This is a genomic window from Sphingomonas yabuuchiae (assembly GCF_014199595.1).
GTDB lineage: Bacteria > Pseudomonadota > Alphaproteobacteria > Sphingomonadales > Sphingomonadaceae > Sphingomonas > Sphingomonas yabuuchiae.
This window is the reverse complement of sequence record NZ_JACHNX010000016.1, coordinates 1-20,035: the sequence shown is the minus strand read 5'-3', so window position 1 is coordinate 20,035 and position 20,035 is coordinate 1. Positions and strand designations below refer to the sequence as shown.

Here is a 20,035-nt window from a genome sequence, read left to right as displayed (position 1 = left end):
TCCATGATCCGTTCCAAATCCGCACTCGCGCTGCTGGCGGCCACGATGCTCGCCGGGTGCAATCTTGCCCCCAAATATGTCCGGCCGGTGGGCGCGGTCCCCGCGACCTTGCCTCAGGACGGCATCTATCCGGCCGCCGCGTCGGATGCGCCGGACGTCACCCGGATCGGCTGGCAGTCCTTCTTCACCGACGATCGCCTGCGCCGCACCATCGCGCTGGGGCTGGAGAATAACCGGGACCTACGCGTCGCGGCGGCCAATGTGCTTCAGGCGCGCGCGCAATATCGGGTCCAGCGCGCCGACCTGGTCCCCTCGACCAACCTGTCTGGCTCGGGCACCTATACCAACAACATTCAGGGCGCCGCAGGCGCTCTGGGTGGAGCGGCGGGTGGCGGAACCGGCGCGGGGGCGGGGACCGGTACCGGTACCGGCGGAACCGGCGCCGGCCTAGGCACGGGTGTCGGCTCCTCCTCGCAGAACCTGGAATTCTATTCGGCCAATGTCGGTTTCTCGGCCTTCGAGCTCGATCTGTTCGGCCGCGTCCGCAATCTCAACCGCGCCGCGCTGGAACAGTATTTCGCGACCGAGGAAGCCCAGCGCGCAACCCGGATCAGCCTGATCGCCGAAATCGCGACGGCCTGGCTGACCTACGCCTCGGACCAGGACCAGCTTCGCATTTCGCAGGAGTCGTTGAAATCCTTCGCGCAATCGCTGGAGCTGACGCGGGCGCAGTTCCGGATCGGCGTCGCCTCCGAGCTTGAGGCGCGGCAGGCCGAAACCACCTATCAGGGCGCACGCAACGACATCGCCGTGCTCAAGACGCGGGTGGCGCAGGACAAGAATGCCCTCGACCTGCTGGTCGGCGCGCCGGTGCAGAGCGATCTGTTGCCGCAGGGTCTGGGCGACGGGAACGCCGCCTTGCCTTTGCTGCCCACCGGCCTGTCCTCCGACATCCTGCTGCGCCGCCCCGATGTGTTGCAGGCCGAGCATCAGCTGATCGCGCAGAACGCCAATATCGGCGCGGCGCGCGCGGCGATGTTCCCGCGCATCTCGCTGACCGCGACCCTGGGGACGATCAGCACCGCGCTGAGCGGCCTCTTCGCGGGCGGCAGCTTCACCTATACCGGTGCGCCGTCGGTCTCGCTGCCGCTGTTCGACGGTGGGCGGATCCGGGGCAATCTGGACGCCGCGCGCGCGCAGCAGCAGGCGGCCGTCTCGACCTATGAAAAGACCGTCCAGACGGCGTTCCGCGAGGTCGCCGACGCCTTGGCCCAGCGCGGCACCATCGACGAGCAGATCGCGGCGCAGACGGCCCGCGTCGAGGCGGCGAACGTCGCCCTGAAGATTTCCGACGCGCGGTATCGGACGGGCGTCGAATCCTTCCTGACGACGCTGGATTCCCAACGCACCGCCTATTCGGCGCAGCAGTTGCTGGTGACCACCCGCCTCAACCGCGAGAGCAACATGGTGGAGCTGTACCGCTCACTGGGCGGTGGGCTGAACTAGGCGATATGGGCGACGCCGACACCTTGTCCCCGCGCCATGGCGGCCCGGCCATGCCGGTCGCCTCGCGCGGACGCCCCAGTCTCGAACGGGCGGCGGAGATCGGCAATCTGGTCGTCGAGGCCGCGATCACGGCCTTTGTCGAACAGGGGCTGGATATTTCGATCGAGCAGATCGCCCAGTCGGTCGGCGTCAGCAAACAGGCCGTCTATCGCCGCTGGTCGAGCAAGATTCAGCTCCTGATGGACGTGATGGACCGGGTGATGGCGAGGGTCCATTCCAATCTGACCCGAGATTTGCCCGACGACGCCTTCCTCGCCCTGAGGGAACTGTCCCGCCGCATGTGCGAGCCGGACGGCGGGGTACGCGAACGGAGCATGACGATCCTCATGGCGGAGGCGCTGGAGGACACCGCCGTGCGCCATTGGCTCGGCTCCTGGCGCGACAAGCACTTCGCCTTTTACCGGCGATACGTTACGGCGGTCCTCTCCGACGAACAGTCCGAACGGTCCGCCGAGACGGTCGCGAGGATATTGCTCGATATCGTCGAGGGGGTCAGCCGAGAGGCCTACTGGCAGGATCTGTCCGAAGCGGAATGCGCGACGCTGTTCCTGCGCAAGTGGGATGCGAGTTTGCCCCTGTTGCATGGGTGATCGCATGTCGAAGCCGCCCTCGCTTGACCGACGCCGCTGATCGGCTCCGTGGAGCCAGGTGTTTGATCCCACGGTTTGACGGTGCGATTCTTTCGTTGAAATGGCGGGATGTCGAATGGGACGGGTACGTCAGCCCCGCGATCGTCGCACCGCCTAGTCCCGCCAAATGCGCCTCGACACGATCTGCGAGCCGCTCGCCAGCCACGAGTCGCTTAGCGGGCGCCCGCCCTGCGAATATATCGCGAGGATCCGGACGTCAGAGCCAGATCGGTTCATCGTGGACCCGATCCACCAGTTGCCGGGACCGAATGGCTGAACGCAGATAGCGGCGGCAGGCTCGTTGGCTTGGCCCTGCGCTTGGCAGGTGCAGCCCCCATTGACACCATGGAATTCCGGTTTTCTAGCAGCCCCGCCGATTGCATTTTCGGCTCTCGATCACCGCTGGCCAAGAGAGAACCGCTTGCCCTTCATGGAAGCCTCGTTGCACGGTGGCATTGCGACCTTGCTGGCTCTGGCAATCGCGCTTTTCCTCAGCGAGGCGCCCAGCCGTGCTGGTCGTTATGGCGCGGCCCTGGCCTTTGCCGCGCTGCTGGCGGAGGTGGCGGGACTGCCTTTCGTGCAGGACCGAGCCGGGCTCGCCACGTTGCTACAGGTCGGCGGATCGGCCAGCCTGCCGCTCTTCTGGCTGTTCGCCCGCTCCTGGTTCGATGACGATTTCCGGCCTGGGCTCGCCGAACTGGCCCTGGCGATGGGCTATCTCGGTCTGAGTGCGACCGTGATCGGCGGCGAGCGCGGGACGCACGCGCCGCTTCATGCGCTGGACGGGCTGCTCTATGTCGCGGGCATCGCGCTTACCGTCGATGCGCTGCGCCATGCCTGGTCGAACCGGGCCAGCGATCTGATCGAGGCGCGGCGTCGGGCGCGGGTGGCCTTTGTCGTCATCGTCACCATCGTCGTGCTCTGGACGATCGGCGCGGAGATCGTCGGGCGGGCCTTTGGCGGCTTTGTGCTGGCCGGTATCGTCGGCACGATCGGCATGTTGATGGGGACATTCGGCCTGGCGTTGCTGCTATTCGGGCTGAGGCATCGGGAGATGTTCGCATCCGCCCCGCCTGTCGGCGTACCGTCCCCGGCGGCGGTCGTCGATCCCGCCCCGATGCCCGATGCGGACGAGCCGCTTGCCAGCGCCCTGGACGTGGCGATGACGCAGGAGCGCCTGTATCGCGACCCGGAGCTGACCATCGGTGCGATCGCCATGCGGCTGGGCGTGCCGGAATATCGTGTGCGTCGGCTGGTCAACGGCCGCTTCGGGCATCGCAATATCAGCGACTATCTGAACGGCCTGCGCGTGGCCGAGGTCTGCGCCGCGCTCGCCGATCCCGAACAGGCCCAGGTGCCGATCCTGACCATCGCGATGGATGCGGGCTTCGGCAGCCTGGCGGTCTTCAACCGTAGCTTCAAGGCGCGGCAGGGCGAGACGCCCAGCGCCTATCGCCGCCGCCATCTGGAGATTTCGCCCCCCATGGACTGATCGATTCCGAAATCGATCGGTCGAAATCGGAAATAGGGGAGGCGCGGGGCGCATCACCCCCCATGGCGCGCCCATTCCGATTTCTGGGGGCCGTCATGCCGTTTCCTCGCCGCCGTCACCTCTTTGCTATCCTGTCGCCCGTGTCCGCGCTGGGCATGACCCTGACCGCCTGCTCGTCGCCGCCGCCGCGTCAGCCCGATCGCAACGTGGCGATCGTCGATATCGTCCCCGTCCACGCCGCAGGCGGCACGCTCCGCCAGTTCAGCGGCGTCGTGCGGCCCTATCGCGAGACGATGCTGGCGTTCAAACGGCCCGGACGTTTGCTGACGCTGACCGCCCAGGTCGGCGACATGGTGCGCGCCGGACAGGTGCTGGGTCGCCTGGGCAAGGCAGAGGCCAATGCCGGGGCGGCACAGGCCGAGGCCGAGCTGGCCGCCGCAAGGGCCGACGCACGGGCGGCGCAAGATGCGGCTGACCGTTCGCGCGGGCTGGATGGGGTCGGCGCGTTGTCGAGTGCCGAGGTCCGCCAGCGGGCGCTGACGGCCCGTGCCGCCGAGGCCAAGGTCGCCGCCGCCGCCGCTGCGGTCCGGCGCAGTCGCGACATGCTGTCCGACGCCGTGCTGGTCGCGCCGCAGGACGGGATCGTCACCGCAAGGCTGGCCGAACCGGGCAGCGTCATCGATGCGGGTGGCCCCGTGCTGAAGCTGGCGAGCGGCCCGCCCGAGGTCGAAATCCACGCACCGGCCGCTCTTTCCCTGCCGTCGGGCATGCTGGCCGATGTCCGTATGTCCGACCGGGGCACGGCGCTCACCGCCCGGCTGCGCCTCGTCTCGCCGGAAGGGGACCCGGGCTTGCACCTGCGCAATGCCCGTTTCGTTTTGAACGGAACGGGATCGCCGCCGCCCTATAACAGCATGGTCACGCTCACGCTGCGCACGGCCATGCCGGACCAGGCCATCCGCGTTCCCCTGTCCGCCATCGCGGAACGGGGCGACCGACCTTATGTCTGGACGCTTCGGGCCGACAGCCGCATCCGGCGCCAGCCGGTGCGGATCGCCACATGGCTCGGGCAGGATGCGCTGGTCACGGGTTTGCGCGACGGCCAGTCGATCGTCGCCACCGCCGCCGACACGCTGGTCGATGGGCAGAGTGTCGTCGATGCCGGTATCGAGCCGGGATTCCATTGATCCATGGACCGCTTCAACCTGTCCCGATGGGCCATCCGTCACCCCGCGCTGGTCGGTTTCCTGATCGCCCTGCTTTTCGTCGCGGGGGCGGCGCAGTTCCTGGCGCTGGGGCGCAACGAGGACCCCGGCTTCACCCTGAAGGAGATGATCGTCTCCGCTCGTTGGGACGGGGCCAGTCCAGCGCAGATGCAGGCCCAGATCGCCGATCCGGTCGAACGCACGCTGCGCGGCATCGACCATCTCGACTATCTCCAGACCTATTGCCTGGAGGGCGCCTGCGTCATCACCGTCGAGCTGAAGGATGCCGCACCCCCCGGTGAGGTCAAGGATGTGTGGCAGCAGGTCCGGCGCAAGCTGACGGACATCGCGCCCGCGCTGCCTAGCGGTGCGTCGCTGGCGGCGAGCGAGGACAATGCCGATGTCTATGGTTACGTCTTCGCCCTGACCGGCGCGGACAATGCCCGGCTGGTCCAGTTGGCGGAGCAGGCGCGCGACGCCATGTTGCGCGTGCCCGGCGCGGGCAAGGCCGAGATCATCGGCGAATTGCCCCAGCGCCTGTTCGTCGATGTCGATCCCCGGCGGTTGGCCAGCATGGGCCTGTCGGCCGGTCGTCTCGCCCAGGCATTGGCACAGCGTCAGGCCATCGGTCCGGCGGGTGGGGTACGGGCCGCGATGCAGACACCCGTCCGGCTGGACGGTGAGGTCGATGAGGTTCGCGATCTGGAAGGCGCGTCGATTCCCACGTCGGCGGGTGTGGTCCGACTGGGCGACGTGGCGACGGTCGCGCGTGGTTATGCCGATCCGCCCGAGGCCGTGGTGCGGCATGACGGCCGGTCGGCGGTCATCCTCGCGGTGTCGATGCGGCCGGGCGCGGACGGGCTGGGCTTCGGCGAGGCGATCCGCGCGGCGGCCGACCAGGTGCGGCGCACATTGCCCGCCGGTGCGCATCTGACCCAGATCGAGGATCAGAGCGCCAATATCCGCGAGGCGGTGAACACCTTCCTCGTCAAGTTCTTCTGCGCGCTGACCGTGGTGCTCGTCGTCGCCTTCGTCACGCTCGGCTGGCGGACCGGGATCGTCGTCGCGCTGTCGGTGCCGCTGACCCTGGCCATCGTCGCGCTGTATATGGGGGTGGCGGGGATCGGGCTGGAGCGGATTTCACTCGGTGCGCTGATCCTGTCGCTGGGCTTGCTGGTCGACGATGCGATCATCAGCGTCGAGGCGATGGTGGTCCAGATGGAGCAGGGCGTCGACCGGCATGAGGCCGCGGCCTATGCCTGGACGCACACCGCATTTCCCATGCTGACCGGCACGTTGATTACCGTCGTCGGGTTCCTGCCGGTCGGTCTCGCCCAGTCGACGACCAGCGAATATGCGGGCGGGATTTTCTGGGTGACGGGATCGGCGCTGCTGGTCAGCTGGATCGTCGCGGTGGTCTTCACCCCGTTCCTGGGCGTCAAGCTGTTGCCGGACATGGCGCGGAGCCATGGCCATGACGCCGGGCCGTCCCGGCTCTACCGGCAGCTTCGCACCGCCATCGACTGGGCGCTGGACCGGGCCTGGCTGGTCGTCGGCATTACGATCACGCTGCTGGCGGCGGGCCTGCTGGGCGCGACCCTCGTGCGGCAGCAATTCTTTCCCTATTCCGACCGGCCCGAGGTGATGGTCGACCTCGCCATGCGACCGGGCAGCTCGATCGAGGCGACCGCAGCCGCGGCGAAGCGGCTCGAACGCCTGCTGCACGGCGATCCGCGCATCCGCAGCATGGACAGCTTTGTCGGTCGCGGCGCGCCGCGCTTCTACCTGCCCTATGGTCCGGCCTTGCCCAATTCGGCGACCGCCACGGTGATGCTGGTGACCCGCGATCTGGCGGCGCGTGACGCCCTGATCGAAAAGCTGGAGCACATGCCCGGCATTCCGGGCGCCAGCCTGCATGTGCGTCGCCTGTCGCTGGGGCCTAGCCTGGGCTCGCCGGTGCAATATCGGGTGACGGGGAAGGATCCGGCGCGCCTGCGCGCGATCGCGGAGCGGATCGCCGCCGTGCTGCGCGGCATTCCAGCGACGACGGCGGTGCAGATCAACTGGGGCATTGCCGCGCCCGTCGCGCGCTACCGGATCGATCCGGCGCGGGCGGCGGCCCTGGGGGTGGACCGGGCACAGGTGGCGAGCGATCTGGCCGCCACCCTGTCGGGTGCGCCCGGTGGCGCGGTCCTGCGCGGGACGAAGCAGATCGGCATCATCGTGCGCGGACGGGCCGAGGATCGCCACGATCTGGGCGGCCTGATCGACATGCCCGTCTCGACGCCACACGGCATGGTGCCGCTGGGCGAGGTGGCCACATTGTCGCCAGCTACCGAGCAGCCGATCGTCTGGACGCGCAATGCCGCACGGACCATGACGGTGCAGGCCGACATGATCGGCGACGTCCAGGCGTCCGAGATCGTCGATGCCGCCGCGCCCCGCATCGATGCGATCCGCGCCGCGCTGCCGCCCGGATATGGCGTGGAGGATGGCGGCGATGGCGAATTGTCGGCCGATGCCAACCGGGCGATCTATCACCTGTTGCCGGTGACGATCGGGATCATGCTCGTGCTGCTGATGATTCAGTTGCAGAGCCTGTCCCGAACATTGCTCGTGCTGGCAACCGCGCCGCTGGGTGTCATCGGTGCGGTGACGGCGCTGCTGCTGACCGGCGCGCCGTTCGGTTTCGTCGCGCTGTTGGGGCTGATCGCGCTGGCGGGGATGATCATGCGCAACACCATCATCCTCGTCGACCAGGTCGAGGCGCACCGGGCCGAGGGGATGGCGGTACGTGCCGCCGTCACGGAAGCGACGGTCGGCCGCGCCCGCCCGGTGGTGTTGACCGCACTGGCCGCAGTGCTCGCCTTCATCCCCCTGTGCTTCAACATCTTCTGGGGACCGATGGCGATCGTGATGATCGGCGGCCTGATCGGCGCGACCATCCTGACGCTGGTCGCACTGCCCGCCTTCTATCTGTTGCTGTTCGGGCGCGAGGACGCCGCCAAGGAGACCGCGCATGATTGATCGTCATATCGTCGGCGCGGGCTTGCTGGCGCTGCTGCTGGGCGGCTGTACGGTCGGTCCGGATTTTCATCCGCCCGTCGCCGACCTGCCTGCGCGGTGGCCGGGCAGTGCCCAGGCGTCGGCTCCACCGAACCAGGACTGGTGGCGCGGCTTCGGCGATCCGGTGCTCGACCGGCTGGAAGCCCAGGCGCTGGCGGCCAATCTCGATCTACGTATCGCCGAGGAGCGGCTGGTCGCGGCCCGGATCGCCCGCGACGCCAGGCACGCCGACAGCCTGCCGCAGGTCGGCGGGCAGCTCGGCTATAGCCGCAACCGCATCAGTACCGCCGGGCTGGCCGGCGTGCTTGCACCCCTGTTGGGCCAGTCACCGGAGGCCGCCGACGCCGCCATTCCCAAGGCCTATGCGTTCGATCTCTACCAGAGCGACATCAGCATGAGCTGGGCGATCGACCTGTGGGGCAAGAACCGGCGCGAGACCGAGGCGGCCACCGCCGGGATCGCGCAGGCGGAGGCCGCCACGCGGGGCGCGCGCTTGTCGGTCGAGGCGGCGGTCGCACAGACCTATTGGCAATGGCGCGGGCTGGTCGAGGAACGCCGCCTTGCCCTTCGGGACCAGGCCCTGGGCCAACGCACGCTCGCCATCGCCGCCGCGCTCCAGGTGCGCGGGCTGGCCACGGGCATCGATGTCCGCGCGGTGGAACAGGAGCAGCGGGCGCGACAGGATGCGCTGCTTATGCTCGACGCCGATATCGCCAATGCCGCCCATGCGCTGGCGGTGCTGGTGGGCGGCAATCCCGATACGCCGCCGATCGAGGCCGCCGAGCGACCCGCCATGCCCTTACTGGCCGAACCCGCGCCGGGTCTGCCCAGCGATCTCGCCCGGCGACGCCCGGATATTCTGGCCGCCGAAGCCGCGCTTCATGCCGCCACCGCGGCAATCGGGGCGGCGCAGGCGGACTTCTATCCCAGCCTCAACCTGTCCGGCCTGTTTGGCATCGACGTCCTGAACCTGGCCGATTTCGGTTGGGATGCACGCACCACCAGTGCCGGTCCGGTGCTGTCCATTCCGATCTTTGCGGGTGGGCGACTGCAACGCCAATTGTCGCTTCGCCGCTCGGAAGAGCGGAGCGCCGCGCTCGCCTATCAAAAGACGGTGCGGGACGCCTGGCGCGAGGTGGACGATGCGCTGACCAACATCCGTGCGCTCGACCAACGGCGCGCCCTGGCAAAGGCGGGCAGTCTTGCCCGGATGCAGACGGTAACGGCGATCGATGCCCGGTATCGGCGCGGCGATATCGCCGCGACTCCGCTGATCGAGGCACAGGCCGCGCAGGTCGCCGCCGAACGGGCGCTTCTGCGCCAGACCATCGCGGGCGCGCTGGCCCGTATCCAGCTGTACGTCGCCCTGGGCGGCTGATCGAAAAGGACGATCCTATGTTGAAACGCCATATGGCCGCCGCCATGGCATGGTCGGTCGCGAGCCTGTTTCCCGCGCACGCCATGGCCCAGTCCCACCAGGATACCGATCCTCTCGACCGTGACATCGTCGCGGTCGGTGCGGGGCTGGCGGTCGTTCCCGATTATGAGGGCGCGAACCATTACAGCCCGGTCGTCGCGCCTGCCGCGATCGGATCGGTCGAGGGCCACAGCTTCGTCGTTGCCGGTAACCAGGCCAGCCTCAACCTGCTCCGCGACCGATCGGGGCCGGTCTGGGAAGTGCAGGCGGGGCCAGTCGCCCTGATCAATTTCAACCGCGCCACCGTCGGCGGTACCCACGATCCCCGCGTCCGGGCGCTGGGGGCCTTGGGCCTCGCGGTCGAACTGGGCGGCTATGTAGGTGTTCAGAAGACGGGCGTGCTGACCAGCCCCTATGACAGGCTGACCATCACGGTCTCTTATCGGCATGATGTCACCGGCGTGCATGACGCAGGGCTCTGGCAGCCCGGCGTCACCTATTTCACGCCGCTATCGCTCCATGCGGCGGTGGCGATCACCGCATCGGCCGACATTGCCGAAGATCGCTATGCACGAACCTATTACAGCGTCTCACCCGCCGCCAGCAGCCGAAGCGGCCTTGCCGCCTATGATGCAAGAGGAGGGCTGAAGAACTGGACCATCGGCCTGATCGGCGTGCGCACGGTACGCGGCAATCTTCTGCACGGCGTCCAACTCGTCGCGCTCGGCACCTTCGGAAGGATGACGGGCAGTATCGGCAACAGCCCGATCGTCGCGGAGGCGGGGTCTCGCGGTCAATGGCTGGGGGCGCTGGGGCTCGCCTACAGCTTCTAGTCGGCCATCGGTCGACCCGACCGGAGCTCGATCAGAACCGAAACCGCAATTCCGCCAGCAGGGTCCGTGGTTCGCCCGGAAAGCTGCCGCTTTGCAGCGAGAAACCGGAGGCAGCGTAGCGCTTGTCGAACAGGTTATCGACGCGCAGCATCAGCTCCATGATGCCCAGCGACTTGGTGATCGAGGCATCGAAGATCGTATAGGGCTGCACCGCCTGGCCAGAGAGGCTGATCCGGCTCGACAGATATTCGCCGCCAAAGCCGATGGCGGTGCCGATCGGCGCGATCTGATACCGGGTCCAGAAGCCGAGCTGGTGCTGCGGCGCATTGGCGAAGCGGTTGCCGACCGCGTTGGTCAGCGACTGGCCCGGAACGGTGCCGGTGATCCGGGTGTCGTTATAGCCGTAATTGGCCATCAGCACCCAGTCGGGCGTGATGTCGGTCGCCAGATCGATCTCGAACCCCTTGCTCGTCACCTGGCCGATCGGGCGGAGCTGGTCCTGCCCGTTGATGGGGGCCAGGCTGGGGTCGACCTGAAGCATGTTGCGGCGGACGATCCGATAGACGGCCGCATTGGCCTGAAGCCGCCCGCCCATCAGCACCGACTTGACGCCGCCTTCGACCTGCCCGCCCGTGACCGGGGCGAAGGGGCCGCCCGCATCGGGATTCTGGCTGGCCGGGCTCTGCGGCTCGAAACTGCCCGACCAACTGGCGTAAAGCGACACGTCCTTGCGCGGCTTGGCGATCGCCCCGGCGCGATAGGTGAAGCGGCCATCGCTGTAAGAGTCGTTTGTGGGCGGCCCGCCGCGGCGACGGTTGGTCGCCACGGTGTCGTCAAATCGGTCGTAACGGACCCCACCGACCAGCAGCAGCGCGTCGGTGACGGTGATCTGGTCTTGCAGATAGGCACCCGTACGTCGGCTACGCGTATTCGACGTTTCGAAGGGCAGGGCGGCAGCGCGAGCCACGTCGCGACCGGTCATGGTATAGACCGGCTTGCTGAGGCTCAGTGGTGTCACGCCCGAACGCAGGATGCGCGAGTTGAGGATGCTGGTCTCGTCATACCAGTCGGCGCCCGCCTGGAATTTATGGACCATGCCGAACAGCGGCACCTTGGCGGTGGCGTTGGCCATGAAGGACAGACCGTCGACGTCGCGGATCTGGTCGCGGAACTCGCGCGCGATCAGGTCGGAACTGCCGCTCACGAAACCGCGTGCCTCGTGATATTGCTGCGTTTCCGTCGCCTTGAAGTAGCGCGCGCCCGCGTCGAAGGTGATCGCGTCACCGATGTCAGTGACGTAACGTGCCTGATAGGCTTGCGACTTCAAATGGAGGAAGTCGGTGGGTTCGTTGGCGTTCCAGCGGATATCGCTCAGGAAATTGCCGTCATTGTCGACCGGCACGCCGCGCAGCCGATTGCCGCGCAGGAAATTGTCGTAGACCGTGGCCTGCACGGTCAGCTTGCCGCCCTGGTTGGTGCGGAAGGACAGGCCGCCATCGCCGATCAGCGACCTGTTCTTCGTGTTGTAGCGGAAGGGCGTCATCGCCTCATAGAAGCCGCCGAGCCGATAGGTGACGACGTCGTTCGCATCGACCTTGCCCGTCGCCTCGGACGAGATGCCCGCGCGACCGTAATTGCCCAGCGTGGCGACCGTGCGTAGCGCACTGACCTCGCTGGGCGTCTTCGAGACGTAGTTGATGATGCCGCCGGGCGAACCGGGGCCGAAGAACAGGCCCGCCGGTCCCTTCAGCACTTCGACCCGGCTGACGGTGAACAATTGCGGCACCGAAAAGCCGATAAAGGGATTGCCGCGCTGACCGTCATAGAAGGACTGGTCCTGCCGAAAGCCGCGAAAGGTGATGCCCGCATAGCTGAAGGCGCTGACGCCCGAGATGTTGCGATAGATATCGGTCGCGTCGCGCGCGCCCTGATCGGTGAACAGCTCCTCGTTGATGACCTGAAGGGCCTGCGGAATATTCAGCGGGTCTTCGGCCGTCTTGCCGACGGTCGTCGTATCAACGCGGTAGAGATGCTGCGCCCGCCCGGTCACAACGATGTCCTCGGCAGGCGGAGGGATGTCTCCGATGGGGTCCGTCGTGGCCGCCATGGCGGGGGCACAGACCAGCAAGGCGGCCAGGCTGGCCGCACCGTTCAAGACATTCATGGCTCAACCCCCTTATCGCTATCGACTCGCAGTAACGTCTATAGCTTGGGGGTGCAACCATGGTTTGCGGTGGCGCAGCGAAGTGCTGGTCAGCCTTGCAACCAGTCGCGCAGCAACATGGTCACCTCGCCGGGGCGCTCGATCGGGGCCAGATGGCCGCAATTGCGGATTTCATGAAAGCGCGCACCCGTGATGCGATCGGCCAATTCGCGCGCATCGGCGGGCAGGCAGATGCGGTCGCGATCGCCCACCGCGACCAGTGTCGGCACCCGGACCGCCGCGATGGCCGGGCCGATATCGGGCCGGGCGAGCAGGGCGCGCTGCTGCCGCTCGAACACCGCCGTACCGACGCGCTCGGCCATGGCCTGCACCGGGCCGCTGACGATCGGGGTGAGGGCCGGGTCGGCATGCGGTGCGGTGGCGAGCAGGCCCTGATCGGCGACGGTGCGGGGACGCATCTGCATCGAGGCGCGGGTGCCGAACAGCGCCACCCGCTGCACCCGCTCGGGGGCCTGCCGAATGATCTCCAGCGCGACATAGCCGCCCAGGCTGACTCCCGCGACCGTGAAGCGCGGCGGGGCATGGGCCAGCACACGCGCCGCCATCGCCTCCAGCGTGTCGTCGACGGTCAGGTCGCCCAGCATCGGATGGGTGATGTCGCTGAGGTCGACGACCTGCCGAGCCCAAAGCTGGCCGTCGCATCCCATGGCGGGCAAGAGCACGAGGGGCGGCGCATTGCGGATCATGGCTATGTCTCCCGAAGAATGAGGTTGCGTCGAGGCGTCAGGCGAACAGGGTCAGGAGGCCGCGTGACGGGTCGGTAAGCCCTTCCCAGATCATCTTGCCCGCGACCCACAGGATAACGAGCAGTCCGACATAGGCGAGCCAGCGATAGCGCTCGATCACGCGGGCCAGGACATTGGCGGCGAGGCCCATCAGAGCGACCGACAGGATCAGGCCGATGGCAAGGATGCCGGGATGATCGCGCGCCGCGCCCGCGACCGCCAGGACATTGTCAAGGCTCATCGAGATGTCGGCGACCGCCACTGCCCAGGCGGCGGCCCAGAAGCGGCGCGGCGCTTGTTCGGTCAGGGGATCGTCCTCGCCCGCGCCGCCGCGCAGCTCGCGCCACATCTTCCAGGCGACCCAGACCAGCAGCAACCCGCCCGCCAGCACCAGCCCGACGATCTGGAGCAGTTGCGTCACCACCAGCGCGAAACCGATACGCAGGACGAGCGCGGCGATGACCCCGACCAGGATCACCTTGCGCCGCATCGCCGGGGGCAGCCCGGCCGCGAGCGCGCCGACGACGATGGCGTTGTCGGCGGCCAGCAACACGTCGATCATGACGACCTGGGCAAAGGCGGCGAGCGCGGCCGGAGAGCCGATTGCGGCGAAGTCGGCGACGATATGCTGCCAGAGCGTTGCCATCGGATCAGCCCACCAGCGGGAAGGCGAGGACTGCCATCCCGACCAGCGTCATCACCACGCACACCATGGCGGCCGGAACCAGCGTGAAGCGCTGGTGATCGGCGAGGTCGATGCCCGCCAGGCTGACCAGTAGATAGGTCGACGGCACCAGAGGGCTGAGCAGATGGACCGGCTGGCCCATCAGCGAGGCACGCGCGATCGCCATCGGCGACACGCCGTAATGCGCGCCCGCCTCCGCCAGGATCGGGAGCATTCCGAAATAGAAGGCGTCGTTGGAGATGAAGAAGGTGAAGGGCAGGCTGAGCATTGCGCTGATCGGCGCCATATAGGGCCCCAGGACCGGCGGGATGAAGCCGACGACTTCCTTGCTCATCGCCTCGACCATGCCGGTGCCCGACAGGATGCCGGTGAAGATACCGGCGGCGAAGATCAGCGAGACGACCGACAGGACGTTACCGGCATGGGCGGCGATCCGCTCCTTCTGCTCGGCGACCTGCGGATAGTTGACGATCATGGCGATGGCGAAGGCCAGCATCATCAGCACCGACAGCGGCAGGATGCCCGAGACCAGCCCCGCGATCAGCGTCAGGGTCAGCGCACCGTTGAACCAGCGCAGATGCGGGCGGCGCGCTTCGGGGAATTGCGACACGGCCATGCCGGTGAAGGCGGTCGGCTCGTTCGACTTCACATGGCCGATGCGGCGACGCTCCTTGCGGCCGAACCAGATCGCCAGGCCGATTAGGAAGGCGAGGCCCGCGATCATGCCGGGGATCAGCGGCAGGAACAGCGTGGCGGGATCGAGCTTCAGCGCGCTGGCGGCGCGGGCGGTCGGACCGCCCCAGGGCGTCAGGTTCATGATGCCGCTGGTGCTCATGAGCAGGCAGCACAGGTACAGCCGGTTCATGTCGTACCGCTTGTAGAGCGGCAGCAGCGCGGCGATGGTGATGATGTAAGTCGTCGATCCGTCGCCATCCAGGCTGACGATCGCGCACAGCACGACCGTGCCGATCAGGATCGCCATCGGATCGCCGTGCACGACTCGCAACAGCCGGTTGACCAAAGGATCGAACAGCCCGGTATCGGTCATGATCGAGAAGAACAGGATTGCGAACAGCAGCATCACGCCGGTCGGCGCGAGGTTCTTGATGCCGTCGATCATCATGTCGCCCAGGCCCGAGGCGAAACCGGCGATCAGCGCGAAGGCGGTGGGCACGACGATCAGCGCGACCAGCGGGGTCATCCGCTTCGTCATGATGAGCGTCATGAAGGTGGCGACCATCAGGAAGCCAAGCAGGGCAAGATCCATCGAAGGATGCTCCGTGAGAGGAGAAAGGGGTGTTTAGAAGGTGACGGCGATGCGGGTGCCGATCGTCTCGCCGCTGTCGGGGCCGGTATAGGTCCCTGCGCGATTGTCGGTGTCCCAATGGACCCAGTTGAACTGGAGCCGGGTGAAGCTGTTGAGATACCAGTTCACGCCCGCCGTCGCGGCCCAGCCGCGCCCGCCGGTCAACAGGCTGGTATAGTCGAGATTTTCGTAGCGTGCGGTCAGCTCGATCGCGCCCGGTCCGCCCTCGAAGATCGGCTTCAGGACGCGCGGCTGGCCGAAGCTGCCGAGGCGGGGGTTATAGGGGGGCAGGTCGCCGGTGACGAACCAGCCGCCCGACAGGCTCCACGCCTTGCTGAGGAAATCGGGGCGTCCGCCGGTCAGGCGCGCGCGGCGCTCGCCCGCTTCCGCCATGACCCAGACCGGGCCGACATAGCCGCCCAGCTCCGCGCCGTAACCGGTGGTGCTGCGCCCGCCCAGCAGCGCGCCGGTCGACACGCGCAGCGCGCCGTTGAAGCGGCCGCCGATCACCGTATTGCGGGTCAGCGTGGTCGCGTTGGCGGACAACGCCTCGTCGAAGCCCCAGAGGCCGACATGCAGGACCGAATGGTCGCTCTTGATCGGGTTCCAATGCGCGCGGCCCAGCACCGTGCGGCTGTCATTGCCGCCCTGGTTGCCGTCGATCCGGTCGCCGGTCAGCGTCAGCGAGGCGTGGCCGGTCTTCCAGAACAGGCGCGGCATGATGCCGACGCCGTAAAAGCCGCGCTGCGGGATGATCGCGGTGGAGACGACGGTGCGCTCCATGAACGGCGTCGAGTCCGATCCCGTCGAGCCCTCGAACCCGCGATCGTTGAACAGATGCCCCGCGCGCAGGTCGTAATCCAGGCCCGGCCGGATGCGGTTGCGCCAGCCGATAAAGGCGGTGACGATATCGACTTCGTTCTCGGAAAAGTCGGATTCGAACTGGTAGAAGAAATGGGTGCCGACCCCGCCTTCCAGACCCAGGCGCAGCGCACGCATGCCGGTCGTCGTGATGTTGCGCCCGTCATAGGCCGATCCGAAGGTCGAGCTGACATCGGTCAGGATGCGGCCGCGCGGCTTGAAAGTGTAGATTCCGTCCGCCGAGTGGAAGACGGGCAGGCCTGCACCCCATTCGGTGGTGACCCCCGCCGCATTGGCCTGGCGTGCCTGCGCGACGTCGCGTTCAGCGGGGCCGGGGGGTACCAGCTGCGGCGCGAAGGGGCGGGTCACGGTATCGCGGCCGATCGTGTCGCTTTGCGCCAGTTGCGGCGCGGGCGGGGTGGTCGGGGCAGGGGCGGTGACCGGAGCGGGCGCGGCGGCGGTCGTGCCCTCCAGCCGGTCGAGCCGGGCGCGCAGGGTCGCGATCTCGGCGGCCTGCTGGCGGACCAGCGCTGCGAGGTCGTCGTTGCTCGGTGTCTGGGCGAGCGCGGGGGTGGCGGCCAACAGGGCGACCAGCGCGGTGGCGGTTCGGATCGGGGTCATCATTTGGGGGCCTCTTGAGCAAGAGTGGCGCGCCAGTCGGCCAGGAAGCGGCGGCGCTTGATCGTGTCGAGATTGACGAGAAGCTGTGGGCCGACCCGGATCGGGCGCTGCTGTTCGGCGGACAGGCGGGGTGCGCGGACATCGCCGCGCACCGGGAGCAGCCATTGGCGGGCGAGCAGCGTCTGCCCGGTGCGCGACAGCAGGAAGTCCAGGAACAGCCGCGCCGCCGCCGGATGCCGGGCATCGCGGGCAATGAAGGCGACACGCGAGGCGACAATCGTATAGTCGCGCGGGAAGACCACCCGGATGTTCGGGTCGCGCATCGCACGGGTCAGCGCATAGGGGCCGACGACATTGTACGCGATGGCGATCCGCCCTGCCGACACCGCGTCCAGCATCGGCTCGGTGGTGCGCGACAGCATCGGCCGGGTCGCCGCGATCGCCTGCACCAGCGAGCGGGTGTCGCGGGTGATCGCGTGATCCTCGGTCAGGTAGAGATAACCGACATTGGACCGGGCGGGGTCATAGGTGGCGACCTTGCCCATCAACTGGGCTCGACGGGTGCGGAGCAGTCGTTCGAACGCCTCGTGCGTGCGCGGAACCTGTCCGGCGGGGATCAGGCGGCGGTTGACGACGAAGGCGACCGGTTCGGCGGTGACGCCATAACCCATATTCTTCCACACCGCCGTGGCGGGGAGCGCTGGCTTTTCGGGGCTGAGATAGGCTTGCGCATATCCGTCGTTGATCAGCTTGGCCTGAAGGTCCATCGCCGACGACCAGACGACATCGGCCCCTGGTGCCTTGCCCCGCGCCTCGGCCACGACGCGGTCGTAGATGATGCTCGATTCCAGATCGTCATAGCGGACCTGGACGCCGGGATAGGTGCCGCGAAAGGCCGCGATCAGCGGCTGCATCGCGGCGGTGTCGGCATTGCCATAGATGCGCACCAAACGCTCGCCGCGCGCATTGGCGACCAGCGTGTCATAGGAGCGGGGATAACCGGCCGGGCGCTGCGCATCGGCGCGAGCGGGCACGACGGCACCCAGCATCAGCATCGATAGAATTACCATTCGCATCGTTCAGGTCCTCTCGCTTCCCGCCTCTGAGTTCGGGTAAGCTCAATGCCATGGACTATCCCGGCAAGCTGTCATCCGCCTTTCACGGAAAGGCTGCGTCATGCGGATTCTGATCGTCGAGGATGATGCGGCGCTGGCACGCGGGATCGTCGCGCTGCTCCGCGCGGCGGGACATGCGGTCGATCATGTCGCGACCGGCGAGGATGCGCTGATGGTCGCGGCGGACGAGGCCTATGCGCTGGTCGTCCTGGATGTCGGGCTGCCGGATATCGACGGTTTTTCGGTGCTCCAGACGCTGCGGCGGCAGGGCAACCGGGTGCCGGTGATGATGCTGACCGCGCGCGATGCGCTGGACGATCGGGTGCGCGGGCTGGACCTGGGCGCGGACGATTATCTGCGCAAGCCCTTCGCGCCGGAGGAATTGGAGGCGCGCATCCGGGCGCTGGGGCGGCGACGCGGCGGCGATCCTACGCCTGAGCTGGTCGTCGGGGCGCTGGTCCTCGATCGTTCGCGCGGCGCGGCGCGGGTGGGGGAGCGGCCGCTCGACCTGCGTCGCCGCGAATGGGCGGTGCTCGACGCGCTGGCGACCCGCGCGGGGCAGATCGTGCCGCGCGAGACGCTGCAATCCGAGGTGTTCGGCTATGACGAGCCGGTCGGGCCCAATGCGATCGAGGTGAACATCACCCGGCTGCGCGGCAAGCTGTCCCCCGACGGCCCGGCGATCCGCACCGTGCGCGGGGTCGGCTATATGCTCGATGCCCATTAAGCCGTCGCGCGGGCGTGCCGTAGCGCTGCGCACCCGGCTGCTTGCCGCGATGCTGGCGCCGATGCTGGCGATCGCGGTGCTGCTGGGACTGGCGGGGGCGACGCTGATCGCCGATGTGGTCCGCCGGACCAACGACCGCGTGCTCGGCGGCGCGCTGGGCGCGGTGGCCGAGACGGTGCAGGTAGAGCGCGGCGAGGTGACGCTGGACCTGCCCGCCGCCGCCTTCGGGATGCTCGAGAATAGCGAGCGCGACAATGTCTATTACCGGATCGCGGTGGGCGGGCGTCTGCTGACCGGCTATGCCGACTTGTCCGCGCCGAACATCGCCGAACTGGCGCTCGACACGCCGCGCTTCCGCTTCGCGCGCTACCGCGACCAGGATATTCGCATCGCCGAGGTGCGCCGCGCGCTGCCGCGGATCGACGCGCCGGTGATCGTGCAGGTGGCCGAGACGCTGGACGGTCGCCGCGCGCTGCAACGACGGCTGGTGATCGCGCTGGTGCTGGGCGAGTTGCTGCTGGTGGGCGTGGCCATGCTGCTGATCCGCCCGGCACTCGCCTGGAGCCTGCGGCCGCTGGCGGGGCTGCGCGGGGCGGTGGCGGCGCGGGACACGCGCGCGACGCCGGACCTGTCGCCGCTCGACACCGGGCCGCTGCCGGTCGAGCTTCGCCCGCTGGCCGATGCGTTCAACCATCTGCTCGCCCGGCTGGACAGCGCGACCGCCGGAATGCGGCGTTTTACCGCGGATGCCTCGCACCAGATGCGCACGCCGCTGGCGGTGTTGAAGGTGCAGGTGGCGCTGGCGCGGCGCGGCAGCCCGGCGGCGCTGGGCGAGATTGCCGACGCCGCTGACCGGCTGGAACATCTGGTGAAGCAGTTGCTGGCCCTGGCGCGCGCCGAGGAGGCGGGCGTCGCGCCGCCGCGCGAACGGGTCGACCTGCGCGAAGTGGCGGTCGCGGTCATCAACCGCCGTATCGCGCAAGCAATTGAGGCGGGCGTCGAAATCCATCTCGACGCGCCCGCCGACATCGCGATCGCCAGCCACCGCACCTTGCTGTTCGAAATCCTGTCCAACCTGCTCGACAATGCGATCCGCTACAATCGGCGCGGCGGTCAGGTGATGCTGACGGTGTCGGACGAAGCGGGGCAGGCGGTCAGGATCGACGTGGCCGATGACGGCCCGGGTCTGCCCGATGCGGAACTGGCCCGGCTTGGCGAGCGCTTCACCCGCTTGTCGACCGCACGCGACAGCGAGGGCAGCGGGCTGGGCCTCGCCATCGTCCGCTCGGCCGCGTCACGCCTCGATGCGGCAGTGGAGATCGTGAATACCCGGTCCGGCCTGCGCGTCACCTTGCGCATGGGTGCTGCGGTCGGACCGCGATGACATTTCGATAGTCAGGGCGAGCCCCTCCCCTTCAGGGGAGGGGTTGGGGTGGGGCCTCGCCACGGACGACATGCTTGCGGACGCGGGGGGGGGGGGGGGGGGGGGGGGGGGGGGGGGGGGGGGGGGGGGGGGGGGGGGGGGGGGGGGGGGGGGGGGGGGGGGGGGGGGGGGGGGGGGGG

At 68.2% G+C, this 20,035-nt stretch carries 15 protein-coding genes; 9 read left to right on the top strand and 6 right to left on the bottom strand.

Annotated elements, in window-relative coordinates; genetic code table 11:
- Positions 1-3: 3 nt before the first annotated feature.
- From GGQ89_RS15595 to GGQ89_RS15565, 7 genes are all read left to right on the top strand, one after another.
- A complete protein-coding gene (locus GGQ89_RS15595) occupies positions 4-1,506 on the top strand; it encodes an efflux transporter outer membrane subunit (protein ID WP_184106344.1) in 1,503 nt (500 codons plus the stop codon).
- A gap of 5 nt (positions 1,507-1,511) precedes the next feature.
- Positions 1,512-2,156 (top strand): TetR/AcrR family transcriptional regulator, encoded by a 645-nt coding sequence (locus GGQ89_RS15590; RefSeq protein ID WP_184106343.1) that lies wholly within the window; start codon positions 1,512-1,514, stop codon positions 2,154-2,156.
- Between the two features lie 469 nt (positions 2,157-2,625).
- The gene (locus tag GGQ89_RS15585) at positions 2,626-3,687 is read left to right on the top strand and encodes a helix-turn-helix domain-containing protein (RefSeq protein WP_240456469.1); all 1,062 of its coding nucleotides are present in this window, start codon (positions 2,626-2,628) and stop codon (positions 3,685-3,687) included.
- 95 nt (positions 3,688-3,782) lie between these two features.
- On the top strand, positions 3,783-4,874 hold the full coding sequence (locus GGQ89_RS15580; protein ID WP_240456468.1) for an efflux RND transporter periplasmic adaptor subunit: 1,092 nt from the start codon (positions 3,783-3,785) through the stop codon (positions 4,872-4,874).
- Between the two features lie 3 nt (positions 4,875-4,877).
- Entirely contained in the window at positions 4,878-7,919 is a 3,042-nt protein-coding gene (locus GGQ89_RS15575) for an efflux RND transporter permease subunit (protein WP_184106340.1), read from the top strand.
- Entirely contained in the window at positions 7,912-9,336 is a 1,425-nt protein-coding gene (locus GGQ89_RS15570; protein ID WP_184106339.1) for an efflux transporter outer membrane subunit, read from the top strand. Before GGQ89_RS15575 ends, GGQ89_RS15570 begins: the two co-directional genes overlap by 8 nt.
- Before the next feature lie 17 nt (positions 9,337-9,353).
- Positions 9,354-10,208, top strand: coding sequence for a MipA/OmpV family protein (locus tag GGQ89_RS15565; RefSeq protein WP_184106338.1), 855 nt, complete (start codon positions 9,354-9,356; stop codon positions 10,206-10,208).
- A gap of 31 nt (positions 10,209-10,239) precedes the next feature.
- Here GGQ89_RS15565 and GGQ89_RS15560 read toward each other — a convergent pair whose 3' ends face one another.
- From GGQ89_RS15560 to GGQ89_RS15535, 6 genes are all read right to left on the bottom strand, one after another.
- A complete protein-coding gene (locus tag GGQ89_RS15560) occupies positions 10,240-12,372 on the bottom strand; it encodes a TonB-dependent siderophore receptor (protein ID WP_184106337.1) in 2,133 nt (710 codons plus the stop codon).
- A gap of 89 nt (positions 12,373-12,461) precedes the next feature.
- Positions 12,462-13,118: an alpha/beta fold hydrolase gene (locus GGQ89_RS15555; RefSeq protein ID WP_184106336.1), complete on the bottom strand. Its 657-nt coding sequence runs from the start codon at positions 13,116-13,118 to the stop codon at positions 12,462-12,464.
- Positions 13,119-13,155: 37 nt separating this feature from the next.
- A complete protein-coding gene (locus GGQ89_RS15550; RefSeq protein ID WP_184106335.1) occupies positions 13,156-13,803 on the bottom strand; it encodes a YjbE family putative metal transport protein in 648 nt (215 codons plus the stop codon).
- Positions 13,804-13,807: 4 nt separating this feature from the next.
- A complete protein-coding gene (locus GGQ89_RS15545) occupies positions 13,808-15,109 on the bottom strand; it encodes a CitMHS family transporter (protein WP_184106334.1) in 1,302 nt (433 codons plus the stop codon).
- A 33-nt stretch (positions 15,110-15,142) separates the two neighbouring features.
- The gene (locus GGQ89_RS15540; protein WP_380772962.1) at positions 15,143-16,633 is read right to left on the bottom strand and encodes an OprO/OprP family phosphate-selective porin; all 1,491 of its coding nucleotides are present in this window, start codon (positions 16,631-16,633) and stop codon (positions 15,143-15,145) included.
- Positions 16,630-17,706 carry an ABC transporter substrate-binding protein gene (locus tag GGQ89_RS15535; protein WP_184106333.1) on the bottom strand — a complete coding sequence of 359 codons (1,077 nt, stop codon included), beginning with the start codon at positions 17,704-17,706 and terminating at the stop codon, positions 16,630-16,632. The genes GGQ89_RS15540 and GGQ89_RS15535 overlap by 4 nt, the downstream gene beginning before the upstream one ends.
- A 100-nt stretch (positions 17,707-17,806) precedes the next feature.
- Between GGQ89_RS15535 and GGQ89_RS15530 the strand changes: the two genes are divergently transcribed.
- Entirely contained in the window at positions 17,807-18,472 is a 666-nt protein-coding gene (locus GGQ89_RS15530) for a response regulator (RefSeq protein WP_184106332.1), read from the top strand.
- On the top strand, positions 18,462-19,856 hold the full coding sequence (locus GGQ89_RS15525; protein WP_184106331.1) for a sensor histidine kinase: 1,395 nt from the start codon (positions 18,462-18,464) through the stop codon (positions 19,854-19,856). Before GGQ89_RS15530 ends, GGQ89_RS15525 begins: the two co-directional genes overlap by 11 nt.
- Positions 19,857-20,035: the final 179 nt, after the last annotated feature.